The sequence below is a fragment of the Williamsia sp. MIQD14 genome (assembly GCF_051025635.1).
Classification (GTDB): domain Bacteria; phylum Actinomycetota; class Actinomycetes; order Mycobacteriales; family Mycobacteriaceae; genus Williamsia_A.
In genome coordinates, this window is sequence record NZ_JBPFDG010000003.1 from 446,308 (window position 1) to 465,624 (window position 19,317).

At 69.6% G+C, this 19,317-nt stretch carries 18 protein-coding genes and 1 tRNA gene; 6 read left to right on the forward strand and 13 right to left on the reverse strand.

Annotated elements, in window-relative coordinates; genetic code table 11:
- Window positions 1–50 precede the first annotated feature (50 nt).
- Window positions 51–1,151: an alpha/beta fold hydrolase gene (locus tag ACQ7HM_RS13630; RefSeq protein ID WP_434216773.1), complete on the forward strand. Its 1,101-nt coding sequence runs from the start codon at window positions 51–53 to the stop codon at window positions 1,149–1,151.
- A 29-nt stretch (window positions 1,152–1,180) separates the two neighbouring features.
- Here the strand turns inward: ACQ7HM_RS13630 and deoC are convergent, their stop codons facing one another.
- The 8 genes from deoC to ACQ7HM_RS13670 all read right to left on the reverse strand — a co-directional run bounded on the left by deoC (window position 1,181) and on the right by ACQ7HM_RS13670 (window position 7,624).
- Window positions 1,181–1,867, reverse strand: coding sequence for a deoxyribose-phosphate aldolase (gene deoC / locus ACQ7HM_RS13635; protein WP_434216774.1), 687 nt, complete (start codon window positions 1,865–1,867; stop codon window positions 1,181–1,183).
- A gap of 99 nt (window positions 1,868–1,966) precedes the next feature.
- Window positions 1,967–2,224: a hypothetical protein gene (locus ACQ7HM_RS13640; RefSeq protein ID WP_434216775.1), complete on the reverse strand. Its 258-nt coding sequence runs from the start codon at window positions 2,222–2,224 to the stop codon at window positions 1,967–1,969.
- A 123-nt stretch (window positions 2,225–2,347) separates the two neighbouring features.
- On the reverse strand, window positions 2,348–3,835 hold the full coding sequence (locus ACQ7HM_RS13645) for a cryptochrome/photolyase family protein (RefSeq protein ID WP_434216776.1): 1,488 nt from the start codon (window positions 3,833–3,835) through the stop codon (window positions 2,348–2,350).
- Window positions 3,832–4,830 carry an LmeA family phospholipid-binding protein gene (locus tag ACQ7HM_RS13650; RefSeq protein WP_434216777.1) on the reverse strand — a complete coding sequence of 333 codons (999 nt, stop codon included), beginning with the start codon at window positions 4,828–4,830 and terminating at the stop codon, window positions 3,832–3,834. The genes ACQ7HM_RS13645 and ACQ7HM_RS13650 overlap by 4 nt, the downstream gene beginning before the upstream one ends.
- 105 nt (window positions 4,831–4,935) lie before the next feature.
- A complete protein-coding gene (locus ACQ7HM_RS13655) occupies window positions 4,936–5,769 on the reverse strand; it encodes a carbon-nitrogen hydrolase family protein (RefSeq protein WP_434216778.1) in 834 nt (277 codons plus the stop codon).
- Between the two features lie 39 nt (window positions 5,770–5,808).
- Window positions 5,809–6,510, reverse strand: coding sequence for a class I SAM-dependent methyltransferase (locus ACQ7HM_RS13660; RefSeq protein ID WP_434216779.1), 702 nt, complete (start codon window positions 6,508–6,510; stop codon window positions 5,809–5,811).
- Between the two features lie 79 nt (window positions 6,511–6,589).
- Entirely contained in the window at window positions 6,590–7,099 is a 510-nt protein-coding gene (locus ACQ7HM_RS13665) for a DUF2505 domain-containing protein (RefSeq protein WP_045821739.1), read from the reverse strand.
- A gap of 24 nt (window positions 7,100–7,123) precedes the next feature.
- On the reverse strand, window positions 7,124–7,624 hold the full coding sequence (locus ACQ7HM_RS13670) for a DUF2505 domain-containing protein (RefSeq protein ID WP_434216780.1): 501 nt from the start codon (window positions 7,622–7,624) through the stop codon (window positions 7,124–7,126).
- Between the two features lie 25 nt (window positions 7,625–7,649).
- Here ACQ7HM_RS13670 and ACQ7HM_RS13675 point away from each other — a divergent pair, with 25 nt between their 5' ends.
- Both ACQ7HM_RS13675 and ACQ7HM_RS13680 read left to right on the forward strand, forming a co-directional pair.
- A complete protein-coding gene (locus ACQ7HM_RS13675) occupies window positions 7,650–8,744 on the forward strand; it encodes a UDP-N-acetylmuramate dehydrogenase (RefSeq protein WP_434216781.1) in 1,095 nt (364 codons plus the stop codon).
- Between the two features lie 82 nt (window positions 8,745–8,826).
- Complete coding sequence (locus tag ACQ7HM_RS13680) at window positions 8,827–10,143, forward strand: L,D-transpeptidase (RefSeq protein ID WP_434216782.1); 1,317 nt, start codon at window positions 8,827–8,829, stop codon at window positions 10,141–10,143.
- A 6-nt stretch (window positions 10,144–10,149) separates the two neighbouring features.
- On the opposite strand, the gene ACQ7HM_RS13685 is transcribed toward ACQ7HM_RS13680, so the two are convergent.
- Complete coding sequence (locus ACQ7HM_RS13685) at window positions 10,150–10,908, reverse strand: SDR family oxidoreductase (RefSeq protein WP_434216783.1); 759 nt, start codon at window positions 10,906–10,908, stop codon at window positions 10,150–10,152.
- A gap of 118 nt (window positions 10,909–11,026) precedes the next feature.
- Between ACQ7HM_RS13685 and ACQ7HM_RS13690 the strand changes: the two genes are divergently transcribed.
- A complete protein-coding gene (locus tag ACQ7HM_RS13690; protein WP_434216784.1) occupies window positions 11,027–11,869 on the forward strand; it encodes a transglutaminase-like domain-containing protein in 843 nt (280 codons plus the stop codon).
- Between the two features lie 92 nt (window positions 11,870–11,961).
- Here ACQ7HM_RS13690 and otsB read toward each other — a convergent pair whose 3' ends face one another.
- From otsB to ACQ7HM_RS13710, 4 genes are all read right to left on the reverse strand, one after another.
- Window positions 11,962–14,520 (reverse strand): trehalose-phosphatase, encoded by a 2,559-nt coding sequence (gene otsB, locus ACQ7HM_RS13695; protein WP_434216785.1) that lies wholly within the window; start codon window positions 14,518–14,520, stop codon window positions 11,962–11,964.
- Between the two features lie 70 nt (window positions 14,521–14,590).
- Complete coding sequence (locus ACQ7HM_RS13700) at window positions 14,591–16,045, reverse strand: alpha,alpha-trehalose-phosphate synthase (UDP-forming) (protein WP_434216961.1); 1,455 nt, start codon at window positions 16,043–16,045, stop codon at window positions 14,591–14,593.
- A gap of 80 nt (window positions 16,046–16,125) precedes the next feature.
- Complete coding sequence (locus tag ACQ7HM_RS13705; RefSeq protein WP_434216786.1) at window positions 16,126–16,293, reverse strand: hypothetical protein; 168 nt, start codon at window positions 16,291–16,293, stop codon at window positions 16,126–16,128.
- A 94-nt stretch (window positions 16,294–16,387) separates the two neighbouring features.
- On the reverse strand, window positions 16,388–17,950 hold the full coding sequence (locus ACQ7HM_RS13710) for a threonine/serine ThrE exporter family protein (protein WP_434216787.1): 1,563 nt from the start codon (window positions 17,948–17,950) through the stop codon (window positions 16,388–16,390).
- A gap of 9 nt (window positions 17,951–17,959) precedes the next feature.
- Between ACQ7HM_RS13710 and ACQ7HM_RS13715 the strand changes: the two genes are divergently transcribed.
- A tRNA-Thr gene (locus ACQ7HM_RS13715) sits at window positions 17,960–18,034 on the forward strand.
- Window positions 18,035–18,170: 136 nt separating this feature from the next.
- A complete protein-coding gene (locus ACQ7HM_RS13720) occupies window positions 18,171–19,259 on the forward strand; it encodes an XdhC family protein (protein ID WP_434216962.1) in 1,089 nt (362 codons plus the stop codon).
- Window positions 19,260–19,317 lie beyond the last annotated feature (58 nt).

The following is a 19,317-nucleotide window of genomic DNA, read 5'->3' on the forward strand; positions in this document are numbered from 1 at the left end:
CTGCGCCCGACCGATCGCCGGTCGGATACACCCCGGAGAGGTATCCACCCATGACCAGGACGCATCGACCGTTACGCGAGGTGGCGGGCTCGCATCGAGTGCTCACCGGGACGGCGATCGCCGGCGGTGTCGCGGTCGGCGGGGCCGGCCTGGCGGTGGGGACGATCCTCGGCGCGCTGGTGCGTACCGCCCTGACCGGGCCGGCGCCGATAGACGACGGCCCCGACTCCCTGCTCGCCGAACCCGCCATGGCCCCCGAACGCATCGACGTCCGCGCCTCCGACGGCAACCCGATCAACGTCCTGGCCTACGGACCACCCGACGGTGATCTGCTCGTGATGGCCCACGGGTGGACGTGCAACACACGGCACTGGTACGCGCAGATCAACGCCTTCGCCGCCGACCACCGCGTCGTGGTCTACGACCAGCGTGGCCACGGCAAGACACCGCTCGGTCGCACCAAACTCAGCACCGCTCTCCTCGGGTCGGATCTCGAGGCCGTGCTCCGGGCGGTCGTCCCCGACGGGCGTCGCGCGCTGATCGCGGGGCACAGCATGGGAGGCATGTCCGTGCTGGCGTGGGCCGAACATCACCCGGCGAGCGTCGAGCGTTTCGCGCGCGTCGTCGTGCTGACCTCGACGGCGGCGGTCGAGGTGGTGCAGAACCTCGCGGTGGTCCCCGAAGGCCTGCCGCGGTTCACCCGCCCGTTCGAGCACGCCGTCGGTCGACTCGTGGCGACCACGCCCGCGCCCCTGCCACACACCACCGCCTCACCCAAGGTCGCGCAGTACATCGCGCTCAACACCCAGGCCAAGCTGTCGCACGTCGAGTTCTGCGACCACATGATCAGCGAATGTCCGGCACGTGCCCGTGCGCGGTGGGGGTCGGCGCTGCTCGATCTCGACGTGTGGCAGGGCGTCATCAACCTCACGGTCCCGACCGCGGTCGTCGTGGGCACCGACGATCGGCTCACGCCGCGCAAGCACTCCGACGCGATCGCGTCGACGCTCAAGGCCGCGGGCCATCTGGAGGAGTACCTGGTGCTCGAGCACACCGGGCACATGAGCAACATCGAGGAACACGACCGCTACAACGATCTCCTCACCGAACTGCTCGAGAGGACCCGCGACCGCGTCGAGGACACCGCCTGACCCCTCGCATGTCGGCCCAGTCGGCCGGCTCAGTCGTCGGCGAACCCGTCGAGCACCGCGCGTGATCCCGACAGGCCCAGGCGGGTGGCGCCGGCGGCGATGAGCTCGGCGGCGAACTCGGCGGTCCGGATGCCGCCCGAGGCCTTGATCCCGACCGATGCGGGCACGGCGGCGCGCATCAGTTCGACGGCCTGCACGCTCGCCCCGCCGCTCGGGTGGAAGCCGGTCGACGTCTTCACGAGCGAGGCACCTCCCTGCGCCGCGCGCCGCGACACCTCCGTGACCGCGTCGGGCCCGGCGAGGTCGAGCAGGGCGGCCGACTCGATGATCACCTTGAGCACGGCGTCGGGGCCGATGGCCTCGCGGACGGTGAGGACGTCGGCGAACACCTCGTCGTAGAGCCCGGCGACCGCGGCGCCGACGTCGATCACCATGTCGATCTCGTCGGCTCCGGTGTCGACGGCGAGTCGCGCCTCGGCGGCTTTTACGAGCGAATGATGTTTACCCGACGGGAATCCCGCCACCACGCAGGTGCGCTGCGCCCCGGTCTCGATGGGCAACATCGACGGTGACAGGCACACCGCGAGCACGCCCAGATCGGCGGCCTCGGCCGCGCACGCCAGGGCGTCGTCGCGCGTCGCCTCGGGCTTGAGCAGGGTGTGGTCGACCATCGCGGCGACGCGTCGTCGGGTGAGGCCGGTCGAAGCAGAAGTCATGCCGTCGAGCGTGGCACACCGGAGTCGGGTGGGGTCAATCGAACGGCGCAGAGGGGCCTGTCTCACCGGTCGACGGACACAACTGCCCGATCGACGCGGTCACCTACCCGCTCGGCGGCGGACGTCGGTGAGGAGCACGTGCACGCCCACCAGGAGCACGAGCATGACCCCGGCTGCGGCGCCGCCGGCGATGAACCAGTGATGCAGGGGATAGGTGTACGTCGACCGACCGTCGCCGATGGCGGTCGAGGCGAACAGCGTCACCGCGAACACGGCGATCGCCGCCCACACGACACCGGCGTAGCTGACCAGCGTCACGGCCAGGGGAGTGCGCGACACCGGGGTGTGCGCTGCCAACGTAGGTCCTCGCATGGTGGATCCCACCTCACATCGGTCGATCGTTCGGTGTCGCCGATCGTACCGCTGGGAACTGAGCCGCCGCTGTGGACTTCGCACACTTTCTCAGGTTCGGTCGAGGTCTCAGAATTGCTCGCGCGCGGACTCCTGTTCGAGCAGTGCGTCGAGATCCTTCAGGCGGTTCATCGTCGCCACCGACCGCGCCGTGCGGTTGTTCTTGCGCAGCATCTCCTCGTGGCGATGGGTGAACGCCCAGTAGCCCGCGGTGAAAGGGCATGCGTCGTCGCCGACGCGCTTCTTGGGGTTGAAGTCGCAGGGCTTGCAGTGGTCGGACATCTTGTCGATGTACGCGCCACCGGAGGTGTACGGCTTCGTCGCCATCAGCCCGCCGTCGGCGTGCTGGCTCATCCCGATCACGTTCACCGGCATCACCCAGTCGAACCCGTCGACGAAGTTGGCGCGGAACCACTCCGACAGCTCGGCCGGATCGTAACCGCGTTGCAGTGCATGGCTTCCCAGCAACATCAGGCGCGGGATGTGGTGCACCCACCCCCGGTCGCGCACCCCGCCGAGAGCTTCTGACAGGCATCGCGCGGTGACCGCGTCGGCGTCGAGGTCACGGAACCAGTCCGGCAGCTGCACGTGGGCGTCGAGGCTGTTGTTGGTCATGTAGTCGGGCCCGTAGTGCCAGTAGAGGTGCCAGATGAACTCGCGCCACCCGATGATCTGCCGGATGAAGCCCTCACCCGCGGAGATGTCGACCGACCCGTCGCGGACGGCGGCCTCGGCGGCGTGCACCACCTCGAGGGGATCGAGCAGCGACAGGTTGAGCGGCACCGACAACAGTGAGTGCGACATCGTCCAGTCGGCGTCCATCATCGCGTCCTCCCAGCGACCGAACGTCGCCAGGCGCTGGTCGATGAAGGTGCGCAGGGCCTCGTCGGCCTCGTCGGTGGTCACCGCGAACAGACGTGGCCCGTCGACGCCGGTGAACACGACGCCGTCGGCGGCCATCGCGTCGAGGTCGGCGCGGACCTCGTCGTCGATCTGGTCCTCGGTGGGCCACCACGGCGGGTCGACACCGAGGGTCTCGCGCTTGGGGGGTGCGTCGCGGTTGTCGTGGTCGTAGTTCCAGCTGCCGCCCGTGGGCTTGTCGCCGTCCATGAGGACGTCGAACCGCACGCGCTGGTCGCGGTAGAAGTTCTCCATCCGGAACTTCGTACCGTCGCCGGCCCACTCGCCGAATTCCTTGCGCGACAGCGCGAACGACGGGTTGGGGAGGATCTCCGAGACCAGCCCCTCGTCGGCGAGCCGGTGCACGAACGCCGACGCGGAGTGCGAGGTCGGCTCGTGCACCACGACCGGCCGGCCCAGTTCGACCAGTGCGTCGCGATACCCCGACGCCTGCCAGAACTGTGCGCGGTCACCGAGTTCGGCCGCGAGGTGGCGGATCCCCGACAGCACCAGGTGCGCCTTCTGCCGGTGGCCGCCGCGGCGGGCGATGGCCGCCGACGACTCGACGAGGACCACCTCGCGATCGGCGTGGTCGGGCCCGGAGTGGATGTGGCGACCGAGCTGATCGCCGAAGAGCCACAGCGGATCCGGGCTCACAGGATGGTGCACGCGTCGGAGGTCGATCCCTGCTGCTGCGCCGGTGTCGACCCGAGGGTGTCCTGGTTGAGCGGGACATCGCTGCCGCTCACCCGGAAGTCGACCCCGGTCGAGGTGACCGAGAGCTGCTGGAAGTCGAGCTGGTCGAACAGCGGCGGGAACAGTGACTTCGACACGCCGTCGACGAGGGTCTGGGCGAACCCCGACGGCACACCGAAGACGAGTGCGCTCGCCTTCACGACCTGGAACTCGATCTTGCCGCCGGTGACGGTCGGCTTGAGCTCGACACTCACCGGGATCGGGAAGATCGCGACGGTGACCGTCGCGTCGAGCGACATGGTTCCGGTCGACTGGTTGCCGGTGACACTGTTCAACGTGAAACCGCCGAACAGCCCGCCGAGCCCGCTCTGATCGTTCTGCGTGGTGCCGCCGGAGTTCTGATCGGCAGCGGTTGCCGCGGACTGCTTGCTCAGTTCGACGATGCGCGAGAAGGGCACCGATCCGTTCGCCGACAGCGAGCCCAGGGTGGACCCGTCCGATCGCGCGGTGATGTCGTCGGCGCGGCCGTGGAGCTCGATGGCTGTCCCGTTGTCGCCGTCGGCATCGATCTGTACGTACGGGACCTTCTTGGTGGCGTACTGCAGCAGCATCGGTTTCTTGCTCAACGACACCGACGCCGACGAACCGGTGACGTCGCTGAACGACTTCTCCAGGCAGTCCTTGGTGGCGTTGCGCAGGTACAGCTCACTGCCCACCCCGGCGATCACCAGGACGAGCACCACGACCAGCGCGCTGATCGTCACGATCACGCCGGTGCGTCGCTTCGGTCGGGTCGGTGTCGGCCCCGGGTCGGAGGCGGGCACCTGGTGTGTCTGCGGTTCGGCGTCGAAGGGGCGTGTCTGCGAATACGCCTGGCCACCGACCGGGAACTGCTCGGTCGGCGGTGTGGGGCCGGGCTGCTGCGGATTGTTGTCGGGTCGCTCGGGCTCATTCATCACCTCCGATTCTGCCTGCCGATGGTGAGGCGATCGTGAGAGTTCCCGCAAAACACGGTGGCGGTGGGTGACCGACGACGTCGGCGGTCGGGGGGTCGGGCGTGATCAGGCCGTCACGACACCGGCGCGGGCGGGCGCCAGACGTCGATTCGCGAGCACACCGATCGCCGAGCGTGCGGCCTCGACGCGGTCGAGGTCGACGTCGTGGACCCCGAGGTGCTCGACCTCGCCGTACTCGGCGACGAGCTCGCCGAAGGGGTCGACCAGCACCGAGTTGCCGATCCCGGTGGGTGCCGACGACTCCGCCACGGCGGGGTCGGTGGGTACCGCCTGCCCCACCGCGGCGATGACGGTGGAACTGTCCAGCGCGCGGGCCTGGGCCAACACCCGCCACTGACGCCGCTTACCCGGGCCGGCGCCCCACGAGGCGGGCACCACGACGATCTCGGCGCCGTCGGCGGCGAGGGTGGTGAACAGCTCCGGGAAGCGGATGTCGTAGCAGGTTGCGAGCCCGACCGTGTGTCCGCCGACGGAGATGGTGGTCGGGGTGGAGCCGGCGGCGACGGTGTCGGACTCGCGGAACCCGTAGGCGTCGTAGAGGTGGATCTTGTCGTACGACGTGCTCGCACCGTCGGGGCCGGCGACGAGCAGGGTGTTCGTCACCCGGGCACGCCCGGACGCGGTGTCGGCCGGGGTGAACATGCCGACCACGACGGTGGTGCCCGCCTCTTCGGCGATCGCACGCACGCGAGAGGCCCACGGTCCGTCGAGGGGTTCGGCGATCGGCGCGAGCGGCACCCCGAAACGACACATCGTGGCCTCGGGGAACACGACGAGCTCGGCGCCGGATCCGGCGGCCTCGCGTGTGCGGGCGGCGACGATCTCGAGATTGGCGTGCGGATCGGTGCCGGTCGACACCTGGGCCATCGCGATACGCATGCCTGACACGGTACGGGGCGCCGGGCGCGATGGGCGAGGCTAATGGCCCGGTGCGACGAACGACCACGGCACGGTCAGGGTGTTGTCGCGCAGGCGACGTCGCGGGATCTCACACGGCACCCCGCTCGCCGCGAGCGCCCGCCGGGCGTGCGACCACCGCACCCGTGGACCGTAAGGGGCGTACGGCGCGGCGACGTCCCAGCAGCGGTCGGCGGCGCTCAGCAGGTCGTGGATCGGGCGTCCGGGCAGGTTGTGGTGGATCAACGCCTTGGGCAACCGGGCCGCGATGGCCGAGGGATGACCGGTGTGGCGCGGCGCCCACGACAACGTCAGCGAGCGCGGCCCGTCGGCGTCGAGCAGGATCCACGCGCAGCGGCGACCGATCTCGTCACACGTGCCCTCCACGATGAGCCCGCCCGGTGCGAGTGCGTCCTGCATCCGGCGCCAGTGGCCGACGACCTGCTCCTCGTCGTACTGGCGCAACACGTTGTAGGCCCGCACGAGATGGGGTCGCAGACCGGCGAGTTCGAAACCGCCGCGGGCGAATCGGACACCGTCGTGGTCACCGACGACGCGGGCGGGGTCGATCTCGAGACCCACGAGCGACAGGTCGTCGACCACCGCCCGGAGGCGTCGGTACATCTCCACAGCGGTGTCGGGACGGTCGCCGTATCCGAGGTCGACGGCGAGCGGGTGCTCGGCCGAACGCAGGACGTCGACAATCTCGGCGCGCGAGGCCATCCACCGGTCGACCCGGCGGAGGCGGTTGATGTTGGTGGTGCCGCGGGTGATGACCCCGTCGGGGTGGGACCGCGACGGCTCAGCCGTTGGCCTTGATCCAGTCCGCGGTGAACTCCGCCTCGCCGCGGAACAGGTCGACGAGGTTGACGAGGATGAGCTGCTCGAGTTTGCCGTTGACGAACGGCACGTAGACCTTCACCTCGGTCGTGCGCCGCAGCGTGCAGCCCGACTCGGTGGGGAACAGTTCCTGCACACCGGTGAGGCTGCCGGGGCCTGCCGGGATACCGGCGCTGTAGGTGCCCTCGGTCTTCTCCGGGTGGAACGGTCCGAGGAACTCCTTGCGCGTGATGATCATGTCCTTCTTGATCACCGCGTTGGCGATGGCGGGCAGATCGGACTTCGGCAGCGTCTGCACCAGCACGATGTCGATGCCGTTCTCGTCGACGACGAACTTCTCGACATCGGACTGGGGGGTCAGCTTCCGGAACTCCACCATCTGGGCATCCCAGAAGTCGCGGCTCGACAGAGCCGAGTAGACCTTCTCGGTGGGGTGCTCGTAGCGGGCTGAATAGCTGAGACGTCTCGCCATGGGGTTACCGTACCTGCCGGCTGGTCAGGGGTGCTCCTCGTGCCAGGCAATCGTGAAATCACGCTCGGCCTCGAACAGCGTGCGCATGTTCTCGGCGATCATCTTCTCGATCTTCCCGCCGATCAACGGGATTCGAACCGTCACCTCACCGGCGAACGCGATGGTGCACTCCTGCGCGCCGGTGGCCTCGATGGTGCCCGAGGTGGTGGCCGGTGCGCCGCTGACGGTGGCGTCGAAGGTGCCGGCCGACCGGTCGTCGGAGGAGAACTCGATCGACACCGTCCGGTGGATCGCGAGATCGCCCGGGATCATCGAGGTGACCGCGGACGGCAGCTTGTCGGCAGGGATCTTCTGGATGAGTGCTATCTGCACACCGGTGTCGGTGATGCCGGCCGATTCGAGCTCGCCCGGCGCCTTCGACGATCCGACGGCCAGGGTCGACCAGTACTCGGGGTCGGAGATGGCCTTGCGGTAGGCCGCCATGCCGAACGGGAACTCGATGGTGTGCTGCAGCTTCGTCGCCATGACCTGCAGACGTTACCGTTGGCCCGTGGGCTCCCGTGACGCGAACGACCTCGACACCGACAGCGGTGTGTCGTTGGCGGACCTGACCACCCTGCGCCTGGGCGGCCGGGCGCGCGGCCTCGTGAGGGCCACCGACGTCGACGAGCTCGTCGCCGCCCTCGATCGACTCGACCGTGCCGGCGAGCCGGTGCTGATCGTCGGCGGGGGCTCGAATCTCGTTGTCTCCGACGACGGTTTCGCCGGGACCGTGGTGCAGATGGCGCAGGACGGCATCCGGGTCGGGGAGACCGATCCCGCCCGCGACACCGTCGTGGTCGTCGCCGGCGCCGGGGTCGACTGGGATCGCCTCGTCGCCGACACCGTCGCCCGCGACCTCGGTGGCCTCGAGTGTCTGTCGGGCATCCCCGGTGCGACGGGCGCCACGCCGGTGCAGAACGTCGGTGCCTACGGCGTCGAGATCGCCGACGTGCTCGACGAGGTGCAGGTCCTCGACCGTGCGTCCGGCGCCGTCGAGTGGGTGTCGCCGGCCTCGCTGGAACTCGGCTACCGCACCAGTGCGCTCAAACACCGGTCGGATCGCGTGGTGACGGCGGTGGCGTTCGCGCTGACCCACAATGGACTCAGTGCGCCGATCCGCTACCGCGAGCTCGCCACCGCGCTCGGGGTGGAGCCGGGCGAACGGGTGCCCGTCGGCGACGCCCGGGAGGCGGTGCTGCGTCTGCGCCGCGGCAAGGGCATGGTGCTCGACGCCGCCGACCACGACACCTGGAGCGCAGGATCGTTCTTCACCAATCCCGTTGTCGGTGAGCATGATCTGCCTCACATCCTCGAACGGATCACCGCCCGGGTCGGCGACGTCCCGATCCCGCGCTATCCGGCGGACGACGGCGTGAAGTTGTCGGCGGGCTGGCTCATCGAACGGGCCGGGTTCGGGCGAGGTCATCCGTCGGCCGATGCACCGGCGCGCCTGTCGACCAAGCACACCCTGGCCCTGACCAATCGCGGCGCCGCCTCGACCGACGATCTCCTGGCGTTGGCGCGGGAGGTGCGGGACGGTGTCGCCGACGCGTTCGGGGTGGTCCTGGAGCCCGAACCGGTGCTCGTCGGGTGCCGTCTCTAGGTCCTGCGACATGCGGTGTGACCAGGTGGACGTTCTCGGCGACGTCCGGAGCACACCTACTCTGCAGGTATCGTCGGTGTACATGACCGTCTCACGTGGCCAGTCCCCGATGACCCGGCGGACGGCGCTCGGCGCGATCGCCATCGGCGCCGTCGGCGTCACCGCCGCCGCCTGCAGCACCGGAAAGTCCGGCGACACCGCATCCGGTGCCGAGGCGTCGAAGAGCGCGGAGCCCTCGGCCGGCATCACCTTCTCCCCGGCGCTGGACGCGAACGCGAACCCCAGCCCCACCGCTGCGTTCTCGGTGAAGGTGTCCAAGGGCCAGCTCAACCCGGATGTGAAGCTGACCAACTCCCGGGGCACGGTGGTCACCGGAGCGCTGTCGGAGGACCGCACGACCTACACGATCGGTGAGCCCCTCGGCTACGGGAACACCTACACCTGGTCGGGTACGGCGATCGGCGACGACCGCAAGACCGTGCCGATCCAGGGCACGTTCACCACGCTGACCCCGCAGGAGCAGGCCAACGTCGTCGTCAACATCGCCGACGGCCAGGAGGTCGGCATCGCCGCTCCCCTGATCCTGAAGTTCGACTCCACGGTCACCGACAAGAAGGCCGTCGAGAAGGCGCTCACCGTCACCACCACGCCAGAGACCGAGGGCAGCTGGGCCTGGCTGCCCGAGGACAACGGCTCGCGGGCGCACTGGCGCTCCAAGGAGTACTTCGCCCCGGGCACCAAGGTGTCGATGGTCGCCAAGCTCTACGGCCTCGACCACGGCGACGGCGTCTACGGTGCCGCCGACGTCACCAGCGACTTCGTCATCGGCCGCGCTCAGATCGTGAAGGCCGACGCGACGTCGTTCAAGATCGACGTGATGCGCGGCAGTGACGTCCTCATGACCCTGCCCTGCAGCTACGGCAGCGGCGACCTCGACCGCAACGTGACCCGCTCGGGCATCCACGTGGTGAGCGAGAAGCACGAGGACTTCTACATGTCGAACCCCGCGGCCGGGTATTTCAACGTGCGCGAGCGTTTCGCCGTCCGCATCTCCAACAACGGCGAGTTCATCCACGCCAACCCCGAGACCACCGGTGTCCAGGGTTCGTCGAACGTCACCAACGGCTGCATCAACCTGTCGCTCGACAATGCGCAGCAGTACTTCGGCGTCGCCATCTACGGCGACCCCGTCGAGGTCACGAACACGCGGATCCCGCTGTCGGAGGCCGACGGCGACATCTACGACTGGACGTTCAGCTGGGACGACTGGAAGGCGATGTCGGCGCTCAAGGGTGAGGTCACGAGCTCCTCGGCGCCGGCGACCCCGTCGAACGCCCCGCAGCTCTCCGGCATCTCGACCACCCCGCCGACCCCGGCACGCCAGGGCCCGACGGGTTGAGCGCCGCTATCCGGTCTTGACGTTCCGGCGGGCGCTGGCCTGATCGCGCGGTTTGAGCACGATCTGGTCGAGGTTCACATGCGGCGGGCGTGACGCCACGAAACCGACGACCTCGGCGACGTCGTCCGCGGACAACGGGTGCAGGCCGTCGTAGACCGCCGCCGCCTTGTCGGCGTCGCCGTCGAACCGCACCAGCGAGAACTCGGTCTCGACCATCCCGGGCAGGATCTCGGTGAGCCGTACGGGCTTGCCGATCAACTCCGGTCGCAGCGTGCGGTGCAGCACGGCCTGTGCGTGTTTCGCCGAGGTGTAGCCCGACCCGTTGTCGTAGGTCTCGATGGCGGCGATCGAGGTGATCGTGACGATGAGGCCGTCACCGGAATCGATCAGCGCGGGCAACAGCGCCTTCGTCATCCGCAACGTGCCGAGGACGTTGGTCTCCCACATCCACCGCCACTGGTCGAGATCGGCGTCGGCCACCGTCGCCAGGCCCTGCGCACCACCGGCGTTGTTCACCAGCACGTCGACGCGGTCGAGCTGTGCGCAGAAATCGGTGACCGACGCGTCGTCGGTCACGTCGAGGGCGATCGCGCGGCCGTCGATCTCCTGCGCGAGGGTCTGCAACCGGTCGAGCCGTCGCGCGCCGACGACGACCTCGTAGCCCTGTGCGGCAAGCGTTCTCGCGGTGGCCTCGCCGATCCCGGAACTGGCTCCGGTGACGACGGCGACGCGGCGGGACGATGACGAGCTCGATGAGGTGGTCATCGCTGCAGTTTACGGTCGCGGCCCGGGCAGCCTAGGCTGAGCCCGGCGCCTGCAACAGGTCGGGGACCGCCATCGCATTCTCGTCACGGACACACTGCAGGCAGGGGCGCCACCGACCATGGGCACAGACACGTCGGGTACGAACGATTCGGGCACCATCAGGCGCGACGTCTCGTCGATGATGGACATCTGGGTGGAGGCCGCCACCGAGCTCGAGGTGCAGGTCACCGTGGCGAAGCTGCCCGGGATGGATCTCGTGGAGACCCTGACGGTGTCGGTGAACGGCAACTCGATCACCCCCGAGGAGATCATCGCCGAGTGCGGCACCCGCATCCACCGCTTCGACGTCGACCACGGCAACGTGCTCGTGCAGTACTCGGCGTCGGTGAACGCCCCGGCCGACCCGCTCACCGAGCAGGTGGGGGAGCGGTCGATGTATCTGCGGCCCAGTCGCTACGCCGAGGCCGACAAGTTCTTCGGCTACGTCACAGCGGAATTCGACCTCAGCAAGCCGCCGATCGAGCTGCTGTTCGAGGTGTCGAAGTTCGTCGCCGACCGCCTCAACTACCTCCCCGGCGCCAGCGACCCCATCGACGGCGCCGAGGACACCCTGCTCGCCAACGCCGGTGTGTGTCGCGACTTCGCCCACCTCGTGGTCGCGCTGCTGCGCGCGCTGAACATCCCGGCCCGTCTGGTCGCGGTGTACGCGCCGGGCTGCGTGCCGATGGACTTCCACGCCGTCGCCGAGGCGCTCATCGACGGCACCTGGCTCGTCGTCGACGCCACCGGACTCGCGCCGCGTCAGGCCCTCGTCCGGATCGCCACCGGCCGCGACGCCGCCGACACCGCGTTCCTCGACAACCATTCGGGCAACATCGCGCTCAACAACTACGAGGTCATCGCCACCGTCGCCGGCGAACTCCCCGTCGACAACGGCACCGACCACATCAGTATCGGTTGACGCCTGCCTGACCGACATCGTCCGTCTGCAGGGTCACCTCCGGCACATGGCCGGAGGTGGCGCCCAGGGCGGACGATCTCCGTCGGGCAGGGTCAGCCGCCGAGCAGCGCCGCGCAGCGGAGCAGACCGATGTGGCTGTAGGCCTGGGGGTGGTTGCCCAGTGAGCGCTCGGCGACGGGGTCGTACTCCTCGGACAGCAGCCCGGTGGGACCGGCGGCCTTCACGAGTTGATCGAAGAGGGCCTCGGCGTCGGTGCGTCGACCGATGAGCAGGTAGGCCTCCACGAGCCACGCCGCACACAGGTGGAACCCACCCTCGCCGCCGGGCAGCCCATCGTCGTGGTGGTAGCGGTACACCGTTGCGCCGCTGCGCAACTCGGCCTCGGTGGCCTCCACGGTCTGGGTGAAACGCGGGTCGGCGGGGTCGATCATGCCGGCCAGCCCGATGTGCAGGGTGGCGGCGTCGAGATCGGTGCCCTCGTACGCCGCGGTGAACGACCGCACCTCGGCGTTCCAGCCCTGGTCGAGGACCTGACCGGCGATCACATCGCGCAACACCGACCAGCCGGGTTCCACCTCGCGGCCGAACCGTTCACCGATCTTCAGCGCCCGGTCGACGGTCATCCAACACATCACCTTCGAGTACACGTGGTGACGCGGGTTGCCGCGGATCTCCCAGATGCCGTGGTCGGGTTCGAACCACCGCCGCTCCACCGCCCACACCATGTTCGCGACGAGATCCCAGTCGGCGTCGGTGAGCGGTGTGGGGTCGCCGGTCGCGGCGCGCGCGTCGGCGAGGTGACCGATGAGCTCCACGATCGGACCGAACACGTCGAGCTGCACCTGCTGGTTGGCCGCGTTGCCGATGCGGACCGGGCGTGAACCGGCGTACCCGGGTAGCGAGTCGATGATGGCCTCGGGCGGCAGACCGCCGCCGGCGAGCGTGTACAGCGGGTGGAGCCACTCGGGGCCGTTCACCGTCCCGAGCACGCGATAGAGCCAGGTGAGGTACCCCTCGGCCTCGGAGTGCGACCCCACCGACACCAGCGCCGATGCGGTGAGCGCAGCGTCGCGCAGCCAGCAGTAGCGGTAGTCCCAGTTGCGGACGCCGCCGATCTCCTCGGGCAGCGAGGTGGTGGCCGCGGCCATGATCGAGCCGGTGTCGGCGTGGACGAGTCCCTTGAGCGTGAGCGCCGACCGCTTCATGAGGTCGGGCTTGATGACGGGCAGTGCGAGCCCCGCCGACCAGTCGCTCCAATAGTTCTGCGCGAGCTCGCGGCGCTGGGTCTCGGTGCGCTCCTCCTCGCCGATGTAGTCGGTGCCGCAGCGCAGTTCGAGGATCACCGGACCCTTCGAGGCGTCGACCACGGCGGTCGCGCGCTGGTAGAACCGCTCGGTGTCGATGCGCCAGGTGACCCCTGGCGCGCGCAGGACGATCGGCTCGTTGGAGCCGTACACCCGCAACCCGTCCTCGACAGCCTCGATCTGCACGCTGGCCTGGCCGAACTCGGGGCGGGGCGCGAACTCGACCATCGCCGGCGCCGATCCGGTGATGACGCGGACGAGATCGGTGCGGCCGGGCGCGACATCGCGCGGCAGGTAGTCGATGACCTCGAGACCGGCCCAGCGGGTGGCGATGGTCATGGTGCCGTCGACGTAGCGCTGACTCTGCGGCAGCGGTGCGCGACGGTCGCCGTCGACGTGCGGACGCACACCGAACTCGCCGGCATCGACGGTGCCGAGCAGGCTCGCGAAGACCGCCGCCGAATCGGGTTCGGGGTGACACATCCAGCACACCTTGGCATCCGGTGTCATCAACGCGACGGTGCGCGGCGAGGCCAGCATCGACAACCGCTCGATGGGGGCGGCGTTCTCGCCGCGCAGCCACGCGCGTCGCTCCTCGTAGAGGAACGCCAACGCCAGTGCGACCTGATCGGTGTCGGTCACCCGATAGGTCGCGAGGGTGTCGCCGTCACCGACCTTGACGCCGAAATCGGGTCCGTGCAGCCGGCGGAACGCCTTCTCGTCGGTGACGTCGTCGCCGAAGAAGACGGCCGCTCCCGCCCCGGCCTGGTGACGGAGGATGTCGAGCGCCTGGCCCTTGTCGGTGCGGATGACGGCGAGCTCGATCACCGACTTGCCCTCGGTGACCTGCACCCCGTCCCACGTCGCCGGGCCGGTGCGCACCCGGTGCAGCGCGGAGTCGGAGTCGGTGTCCGACGCGTTGCGCACGTGCAGGGCGGTGCTGGCGGGTTTGGTCTCCACCGTCACGCCCTCGTAGTCGACGGCGATCGCGCGCAGCTCGGTCACCACGGTGTCGAGCAGTTCGGTTGCCGCGGGGCTGATCTCGTGGACGAAGCCGATGTCGAACTCGCTGCCGTGGCTGCCCACGAGGTGGACCTCGGCGGGCAGGCGCGACAGGGTCGCGAGGTCGCGCAGGGCGCGGCCGGAGATGACCGCGGCGGTGGTGGAGTCGAGGTCGGCGATGGCGCGCATCGCACGGACCGAGTCGGGGTTGGGCCGGGCATCCTCGGGGCGGGACACGATCGGCGCCATGCAGCCGTCGTAGTCCGAGGCGACGAGCAGACGCGGGGTGCGCGCGATGTCCTTCAACGCGCGGCGCAGCTCCGGGGACAGATCTTGGGCACTCACTCGGTGAGTCTAGAACCCCCGGGCGAGACCGCTCCAATCGAAACCCGTGCCGCTGCGCACCACGGCGACATCAGTCACGATCGTCGGCACCGTCGTCGACGAGATCGACGCCGCGGTTGCCGCTCGGGGTGGTCTCGCTGGTGTTCGCGAGCACGCCGAGGAAGCTCTGTGCCCACCGGCTGACGTCGTGGGCCAGGACCTGTCGACGCAGTGATCGCATCCGTTTGCGCCCCTCCTCGGGGGCCTGCTCGACGGCGGCGACGATGGCGTCCTTCACCCCGTCGAGGTCGTACGGGTTGGCCTGGTACGCCGACCGCAGTTCGGCCGCGGCACCGGTGAACTCGCTGAGCACCAACGCACCCCCGAGGTCGCTGCGGCAGGCCACGTACTCCTTCGCGACGAGGTTCATGCCGTCGCGCAGCGGTGTCACCAGCATGACGTCGGCGGCGACGAAGAACGCGATCAGCTCGTCGCGGTCGACCGGGCGGTGCAGGTACTGCACGACCTGGTGGGCGACCTCGCCGTACATCCCGTTGATGTTGCCGACGAGCTGCTCGATGCCGGCGCGCATCTGGATGTAGCTGTCGACACGCTCGCGGCTCGGCGTCGCGAGCTGGATCATCACCATGTCCTGCGGATCGATCCGCTTCTCGGCGAGCAGTTCGCTCAGCGCCTGCAGCCGGACGTCGATGCCCTTGGTGTAGTCGAGGCGGTCGACGCCGAGCATGACCGTCGACGGGTTGCCCAGCTCCTCACGGATGCGTGCGGCGCGGTCGCGGATCTTCTTCGACCGCGAGGTCTGGTCGAGTGCACCGGAATCGATGGAGATCGGGAACGCACCGACGCGGACGTTGCGGAAACCGACCTGCACCACACCGAATTTCGACCGGACACCGACCGAGCCCTTCGACGTCGCCTGTCCGGCGAGACGGCGGGCCAGGTACAGGAAGTTCTGCGCGCCCCCGGGCAGGTGGAAGCCGATGAGATCGGCGCCGAGCAGCCCCTCGACGATCTCGGTGCGCCATGGCAGCTGCATGAACAGCTCGACCGGGGGGAAGGGGATGTGGAGGAAGAAGCCGATGCGCAGGTCCGGCCGCAGCATCCGCAACATCTTCGGCACCAGCTGCAGCTGGTAGTCCTGCACCCACACCATCGCGCCTTCGGACGCCGCATCGCTGGCGGCCTCGGCGAACCGCCGGTTGACCTCGACGTAGGTGTTCCACCACTCGCGGTGATACTCCGGCTTGACCAGGACGTCGTGGTAGAGCGGCCACAGCGTCGCGTTGGAGAAGCCCTCGTAGTACTCGTTGATCTCGGCCGCCGACAGCGGCACGGCACGCAGTTGCAGGCCGTCGACCACGGGGTGCTCGCTGGAGTCGGGGACACCCGACCATCCGACCCAGGCCCCGGTCTGCGACCGGAGGATGGGTTCGAGCGCGGTCACGAGGCCGCCGGGACTCCGTTTCCAGCGCACGCTGCCGTCGGGGAGGGTCTCCTTGTCGACCGGGAGACGGTTGGCCACCACGACGAAATCGGCGGCATGGAAATCGGTGTCGACACGATCAGGGACGAGCCCGTCGGGATCGGTGACGTTCGTCGGCACGCTCAGGCGGCGTCGGGGCTGATCCCGAGCATGGACAGCAGCATCCGACACTCGTCGGCGTCGGTGGCGTAGGCGGCCACCACGCGTCGCGCGGACTTGGCGGTCTCGGCGGCGACCGTCGCGATGTCGTCCTCGGCAATCTCGGCGGTGTCGCTGGTCTTGGCAGGCATGACGATCAGTTTACCCCGCGTCATCATCGGTCCTGACCTCGCCCTTTGGTCCGTCGATCGACCCGACCCCGCGGTGTGTGTTCGACCGGGGGGCTCATCGGTCGGCCCGGGCGGCGAGGTCCTCGGCGGTGATCCGCGTGAACGACCCCGAGTCGGCCCGCAGCGCACGCATCGGTTCGGTGACGGCGATGTCGTCGGGCGGGGGCGGCGGATCGTCGGCGTCGCGGGTGAACCGCTTGGGGCGTAGTGCCGAGCGTGCGGTGAGCAGGGCCCGCGTGGGGCGGGTCGGGATGCGGGGTCGGCGCAGCGTACGGGCGAGGAACTCGCCGAGGGTGACGCCGGCGGCCAACGCGGCCCCGATGCCCAACGCCGAGGCGAGGGCGGTGAAGCCGTCGAGGGTCTGTTCGTTGAGGAATCCGTACAGCCCGCGGTAGACCGCGAGACCGGGCAGCAGCGGCGTGATGCCCGCGACCGCGACGACCAGCGGCGGCGTCAGCGCGCGGCGGGCGAGGAGACCACCGACGAAACCGACGGTGACCGCGGCCAGTCCGCCGGCGATCACGGCGCCGATGTCGATGAGCGCGGCCGCGGCCGACACCATCGCCCCGATGAGACCGCCGGCGAACGCGACGGTGAGCGCCCGCGTCTCCGCGTAGCTGCCCAGGGCGAACGCGGCCGCCGCGACACCGCCGCCGATGATCTGTGCGGGTGCGTCGGTGAGTCCGAGGGTCGTGGTGCTGGTGATGGTGGGCAGATAGGTGCCGGTGCCCTCGAGCAGGCGCAACGCGACGCTGACCCCCGAGATGATGCCGCCGGTGAGGATCAGCAGCTCGAAGAACCGCGCGACCCCGGTGATGGGGGCGCCGGTGATGGCGTCCTGCACCGAACCGACCAACGACAACCCCGACAACAGCACGATCACGCCCGCCGCGATGACCAGCGACGGGGAGATCGCGACCCCCAGCGCCTCCTGGAAGCGGAACACCAGTGCCGCGGGGATCACCGCGATGAACCCGCCCGCCACCTGCTGGAAGAACTGCGGTGTGCCCCACCGGTTGAGGAAACGGTTCATGCGGTCGATGAACGCGGTCGTCCCGAACGCGACCACGGCGACCAGCAACCCGCCGCCGAGGGTGACCGACAGGGCAGCGGCCATCGTCGACCACGCCAGGGTCGCGATCCAACGCGCATAGGGGTGCGGCGAGGAGATGATGTCGTCGATCACCTCGTGGGCCTCGCCCGGCGTCACCGCGAGGTTGCGGATCTTGCGGATCAGGCGGTCGACCTGCGCGAGGCGCGTGAAGTCGAGCGAGCGGTAGTGCACGGTGCGCATCGCGGTGACCGGTGGCATCGACGAGCCGCGGCGCGCGCTGACCATGATCGTGTTGTAGGTGACGTCGACATCGGCCCGCTCGACGCCGAACATCCCGGCCACGAAACGGATCTGGGTCTGGGTGTCGATGGCGCCGGTGCCGGAGTCGAGCAGCACCGAACCGACCTTGATCGCCAGGTCGAGGACCTCGGTGACCGCGGCGTCGTCGGTCAGGTCGACGGGCTGACGCGGGGACAGCGGCGAGGTGAGCGGCTCGATCGTGTCGATCGTGGCGCGGCGGGAGCCGGCCAGGGGGCGCAGCATCCTGCGGATATACTCGGCCACGTTCGATTCGCCTCCTTAGCTCAGTGGTAGAGCACTCGCCTTGTAAGCGAAAGGTCGTCGGTTCAATCCCGACAGGGGGCTCCACCCACCGCTGATCGCCACCGCAGACTACCCACGCGCGGCGATGTGAACACTCCCGGAATCCCGGTGCGTCGAAGGCCCCGGACACGACGTGCACGCACCGGTTGCCGCGCGGTGTCGGGGCGACGACGATGAGGCGATGCGCGAGGTCCTCGACGAACTGCGTGCCGCCACGGCGCGGGGTCCGATCGCGGTGGCGCGCATCATCGCCGCGCACGGATCCTCACCCCGTCCGGTCGGTGCGACGATGGCGCTCGCCTCCGACGACACCGTCATCGGATCGGTCTCCAGCGGCTGCGTGGAGGCCGCGGTGCTGGCCACCGCGCGCGACGTCCTCGCCACCGGAGTCGCGGTCGTCGCACGGTACGGCCCGACCGGTGCAGACGACCCCCACGGGACGGACCCACTCGGTCTCGAGGCCCGACTCACCTGTGGCGGCGCGATCGAGGTGCTCGTCGAGCGGGTCCTCGACGTCTCGGTCCTCCACGATCTCGCACGTCGACTCGCGGCGGGCGAGCCGTGTGCGCTGCTGACCACCCTCGGCGACGACACCCGGCGCACGGTCCTCGCGATGGCCGGCGCGACCGACACACCGTGGGACCGGTTCGACGCCGACGCCCGGGCGATGATCACCGCGGGGTCGTCGGGTGTCGTGGGCGGGGAGATCGCCGGCGACCGCGCGCCGGTCTTCGTGCACACGTTCGCCGCGCGGCCGCGCATGGTGCTTGTCGGCGCCAACGACTTCGTCCGGGCGTTGGCCGAGGTGGCGGCATTGCTGGGATATGCCGTGACGGTGGTCGACGCCCGGGCCACCTTCGCCGTGGCCCATCGGTTCCCAGCCGCACATGAGGTGGTCGTCGACCGCCCCGACCGGTACCTGCGCGCCGAGTTCGCGGCCGGGCGACTCGACCGCCGGACCGTGGTGTGTGTGATGACCCACGACGACACCTTCGACGTCCCGGCCATCGCCGCCGCGCTCACCCTCGACCACCTCGCCTTCGTGGGCGCGCTCGGTTCGCGCCGGACCCATACCGACCGCCTGGCCCGTCTCGTGGCGGCCGGCGTGCCTGCCCGCGCTCTGCGGCGTCTGCACGGTCCCGTCGGTCTCGACCTCGGGGCGCACACCCCGCACGAGACCGCCGTGTCCATCGCGGCGGCGATCGTCGCCGCCCGCACTGGGGCGACCGGCCTCCCGCTGGCCGAGCTGAACGGTCCGATACACCGCTGACCTGACGATCCGCGTGTGTCGACCGTCACACGATCATGTGAGTGCAAACCCCGGGGCC